The sequence below is a fragment of the Deltaproteobacteria bacterium genome, assembly GCA_016219225.1.
Classification (GTDB): domain Bacteria; phylum Desulfobacterota; class RBG-13-43-22; order RBG-13-43-22; family RBG-13-43-22; genus RBG-13-43-22.
Genome location: JACRBX010000225.1, coordinates 1 through 3,752 on the forward strand (window position 1 = coordinate 1; position 3,752 = coordinate 3,752).

Consider the following 3,752-nt stretch of genomic DNA (forward strand, 5'->3'; position numbering starts at 1 on the left):
AAGATCGGTCAGGCTGCCCGATAGGCCCATAGCCCATCCGGCGACCAATACGACCATCGGGGTCATCGCCACCGATGCGGTCCTCACCAAGGCCCAGGCCCAGAAGGTAGCCCAGATGGCCCAGGACGGATTGGCCAGGGCCATACGTCCGGCCCACACCATGTTTGATGGGGACACCTTATTCTGCCTGGCATCCAACCGGAGATTACTGCCCGATACCCCCGGCTTTTTTGCCGCACCCCAGGCCCAGGCGTTGAATGAACTCGGACGGGCCGCGGCCGACTGTCTGACCAGGGCCATTATGAGAGGGATCTTCGAGGCTACCAGTTTGGGGGCCATGACGGCCTTAGAGATTTAGGGCCGGCCGAGGTCGCTTAAGCCCCGGCCTGGGGTGCGGGTGGAACCTTTTTTCCCTCTTTCTCCCTTGACCCCTCCCTCGGCTTATTTTATACTTTGGTCATCTCAAAAAAATTCTTCTCCAATTTTTTATATGAAAAAGGCTGCCTGAAAACATGGATCTTTTAAGGTGAGATCCTGTAATTCCCAAAAAGGTTGATGACTCTAAAAAACCAGTTTAGAATATTAACCGAATTCTTTAATCGTGACCATCTTGATTATGCGGTTATCGGTGCCTTTGCCCTAAAATACGGGCTGGAGGATTATTACGGTGAAATCGCAGGAGAATAAAATCGACAAACTTAAATTTCACTGGGACCATAAAGCGGCACAGACTCTTCGAACAAAACAAATGGACCGAGATAATGCCAATGATTTTGAGCACTATTTGAATTGGCTTGACGAGGTCAAACCAACCGGGCGGGAATTACGTAAGACAAAAATATTCAACAAACCTTTTACGCTTGCGCCTTAAACGGTCCCGATTGTGGCATTCCAGGTTATCCGCTTCCCTTCAGCGCCAATTCCGATCTTCCGGTTGATTATCTGGTCTATCGCCCGTCTGAAGTGGCCGAGCGCCGCGCTCTCGGAGATCCCTTGTGACCGATATCTTCGAGGAAGGCAAATTACTCTATGGCTGATCCGGCAATGAAAATAAAAAAGTTACTGAATTCAGTTGAAGATCCCGATCATATTATTGAGGGTTATCCTTCCTGGTCCTCTTGTTTTGCCTTTGGCACGAAGATCCAGAGCATGAGGTAAATAAGGATTCCTGTACCGAAAAAGAAAGTAACCAGGCAGAAGAGCATCCTCCAGGTCCACGACGGAAGAGGGGTCACCTTCCCCAACCCGCCGCAGACCCCGCCAATCCACTTATCCTCCTGCGATTTTGTCAACCGGTGGAGCCAATTCTGTTCTTCCATAGTATCCCCCATTGCTGCCGCTTAAGCCAGGCCGGCCGGGACTGCGACCCGACAGGGCCACGCCGCAGTGACGACCCGGTCGGCGCCAACATATTATTGAACCGCTCCTTAAATAATAAAAGGATGTCTCAACACAGTCAATAAAAGAAAAAATGGGTTAAAATCTCCCGACTCAACTCCGAATGTCCTCTCTCCCCCGCTCTATCCATCTTGAACATTGAACCTATTCCTTGTTGCTCCCTTTGAGCCTTGAGCTTATTCTCTGCTCGATTGGCCTTGCCTACTTTGAAAAAATATGGTATTATTTTGTCATACCTTATACCAAATTTGGGAGTATTCAAATGAAAAGAAATCGTGTGGCCATGACCATCTCTCTTTCCCCGGAGATAGCCGAAGATTATGAAAAGATTGCCCGTCAGGAGGCCAAAAATAAGAGCCAGCTTTTCCGGGACATGTTCCGCCTTTACCAGGAAAGGTCTCGGGAAAAGGAATTTTTTGAACTCCAGAGGTATGGAGCCAAACAAGTCCGAGCGAAACGGGTCTTCACCGAGGCAGAAATTGAACGAATCGTCCTGGAAGGCCGGTGAAATTAAAAATTGTTTTTGATACCAATATCTATATCTCAGCTTTCGCCATTCCCGGAGGAAAGGCCGAAGAGGCCTATCTTCAAGCCATCAAGAGGAAGTTCATCCTTTGTTCCTCCCTGGCCATTCTGGCTGAAACGGCAAAAAAACTAAAGGAAAAATTTGACTGGTCAGAAGGGAAAATAACCGACCTTTTAAAAGCCATTTCGAAAACGGCAACGATTGTCAAGACCAAACCGCATATCAAAGTCCTAACGGATGACCCCGACAATCGAATTCTGGAATGCGCCTTAAAAACCAAAGCCGACCATATTGTCTCCGGCGACAAACATCTGCTTTCCTTGAAGGCCTTCAAGGGGATCTCTATCCTGTCCCTATCTGATTTTGTCAGGATGATCAATTTGGATCATCTCCAAAAGAGTTGACCTTTCCTTCGAGCTTTAAACTTATTCCTCACCCTCTTCCCTTAAGTTCGCCCCGGCGGACGCTCCTCAAGCGCAGGGCTCCTCAAATCCCAGGGGGATGCGCCCTTTTCCCCCTTTGAATCTTCAGGGTTTAGTTTTCTTTTCTTTCACCCCGAACTCCGAATGTTCTCTCTCCCCGCCCTATCAACCTTGAACGTTGAACATTGAACTTATTTCTTCCTGGCCCTCCTTGAGCTTTGAGCCTATTTTCATATTTTCTTCTTGACAAATTAGCCGGTTATATGAAAAACTCCTATCAACTTTAATCTTACAGCCCTCCATCTTTATGATCTTATTTATGGTAGTTTAATTAAAGGATTTCAATTAGTTTAACGGAGGTCCTTATGGAATTGACTCCCCAATCAAAAAATGCAAAACCTGACGTAACTGCTTTGTCAAAAAAAGTAGCCGTTCTGGAAGCAGAGATAAGAAAAATCAAAAGAGAAAGCTTGGGATTTATAAAAATTTCCTTTTTACCGCACAAACATCTTTTGGTTCCCCTGGATGCCGTTTTGGAACCCGATGGAACCGGTTTTATTGCCCGAACTACGGAAATTCCTTTATATGGCCATGGGAATAATCCCGAAGAAGCCGTAGAAATGCTTAAGCGCGAAATTGAATCCCTCTATGAGGATTTGATGGAAGATGACGAATTTAGCGAAGAATGGCTCAACATCAAACGGTTTCTAATGGAAAGGATTACAGGCTGATTGATGAAAAACAGCCGATTCAATACCCAGGAAGTGAAAATATGCTGCCAAAAAAAACTGCATATTACCTTCCGTGAAGGAGGAGAATTAAACGGTTGGTTTAAATTAGAAAATAAAAAAATTGCTCGGATAACCGTTCCCAAAGGAAGGAAACCGATTTCTCCCAAAACCTATAAATCAATGGCCATGCATCTCAAACTAACGGTGGAACGATTCGACAGTTTATTGGAATGCACGCTCAACCAGCAGGACTATGAAGAAATATTGAAGAATATTATCGTTTAATCAAAAAATGTTAAATTTGAGTGGGGGCATTCGCTAAGCACGCTCAGCACGAACGTCCCCTATTAGGGCCGTGGTCAGCAATGCCGGGGCCCTCAGGACCTTTCAGGAAATGCTCCCCAGGGAGGCGGTTCCTGCCGATTACCTCAAAAAGCTTCAAGGTTACCGGCCCAGCCTCTCTTCCTTTATCGTCTGGCTGGGATTGAATAAGGAGTTGAGGGGCAAGATTAAAGGGTACGGCATCCATGTTTCCTCCGGACAGGGGCCGGATAATGATTATCTCTCCTGTCTGAAAGGCGAAGTGGATCGTGGCAGTTTCAGTGTCACTATTTATAATAACCTTTTTGAAGGCTATTCCCGGCCGGGGACCTCCAATCTGATGCTTCTCTTCCT

Annotated in this window: 7 protein-coding genes; 6 read left to right on the top strand and 1 reads right to left on the bottom strand. The window is 46.5% G+C overall.

Annotated features, from left to right (window positions below):
* Window positions 1-358, top strand: a 358-nt coding sequence (locus tag HY879_18885; GenBank protein MBI5605404.1) for a P1 family peptidase, incomplete at its 5' end; no start/stop codon positions are given.
* A 742-nt stretch (window positions 359-1,100) separates the two neighbouring features.
* On the opposite strand, the gene HY879_18890 is transcribed toward HY879_18885, so the two are convergent.
* Window positions 1,101-1,319 carry a PspC domain-containing protein gene (locus tag HY879_18890; GenBank protein ID MBI5605405.1) on the bottom strand — a complete coding sequence of 73 codons (219 nt, stop codon included), beginning with the start codon at window positions 1,317-1,319 and terminating at the stop codon, window positions 1,101-1,103.
* A 341-nt stretch (window positions 1,320-1,660) separates the two neighbouring features.
* On the opposite strand from HY879_18890, the gene HY879_18895 reads away from it, so the two are divergent.
* The 5 genes from HY879_18895 to HY879_18915 form a co-directional block, all read left to right on the top strand.
* Window positions 1,661-1,906, top strand: a complete 246-nt coding sequence (locus HY879_18895) for a CopG family transcriptional regulator (protein ID MBI5605406.1) — start codon at window positions 1,661-1,663, stop codon at window positions 1,904-1,906.
* Window positions 1,903-2,328 carry a putative toxin-antitoxin system toxin component, PIN family gene (locus HY879_18900; protein ID MBI5605407.1) on the top strand — a complete coding sequence of 142 codons (426 nt, stop codon included), beginning with the start codon at window positions 1,903-1,905 and terminating at the stop codon, window positions 2,326-2,328. The genes HY879_18895 and HY879_18900 overlap by 4 nt, the downstream gene beginning before the upstream one ends.
* A gap of 383 nt (window positions 2,329-2,711) precedes the next feature.
* A complete protein-coding gene (locus HY879_18905) occupies window positions 2,712-3,077 on the top strand; it encodes a hypothetical protein (protein ID MBI5605408.1) in 366 nt (121 codons plus the stop codon).
* A 3-nt stretch (window positions 3,078-3,080) separates the two neighbouring features.
* Window positions 3,081-3,362: a hypothetical protein gene (locus HY879_18910; GenBank protein MBI5605409.1), complete on the top strand. Its 282-nt coding sequence runs from the start codon at window positions 3,081-3,083 to the stop codon at window positions 3,360-3,362.
* A gap of 70 nt (window positions 3,363-3,432) precedes the next feature.
* The coding region (locus tag HY879_18915; GenBank protein ID MBI5605410.1) for a hypothetical protein at window positions 3,433-3,752 on the top strand (320 nt) is incomplete at its 3' end.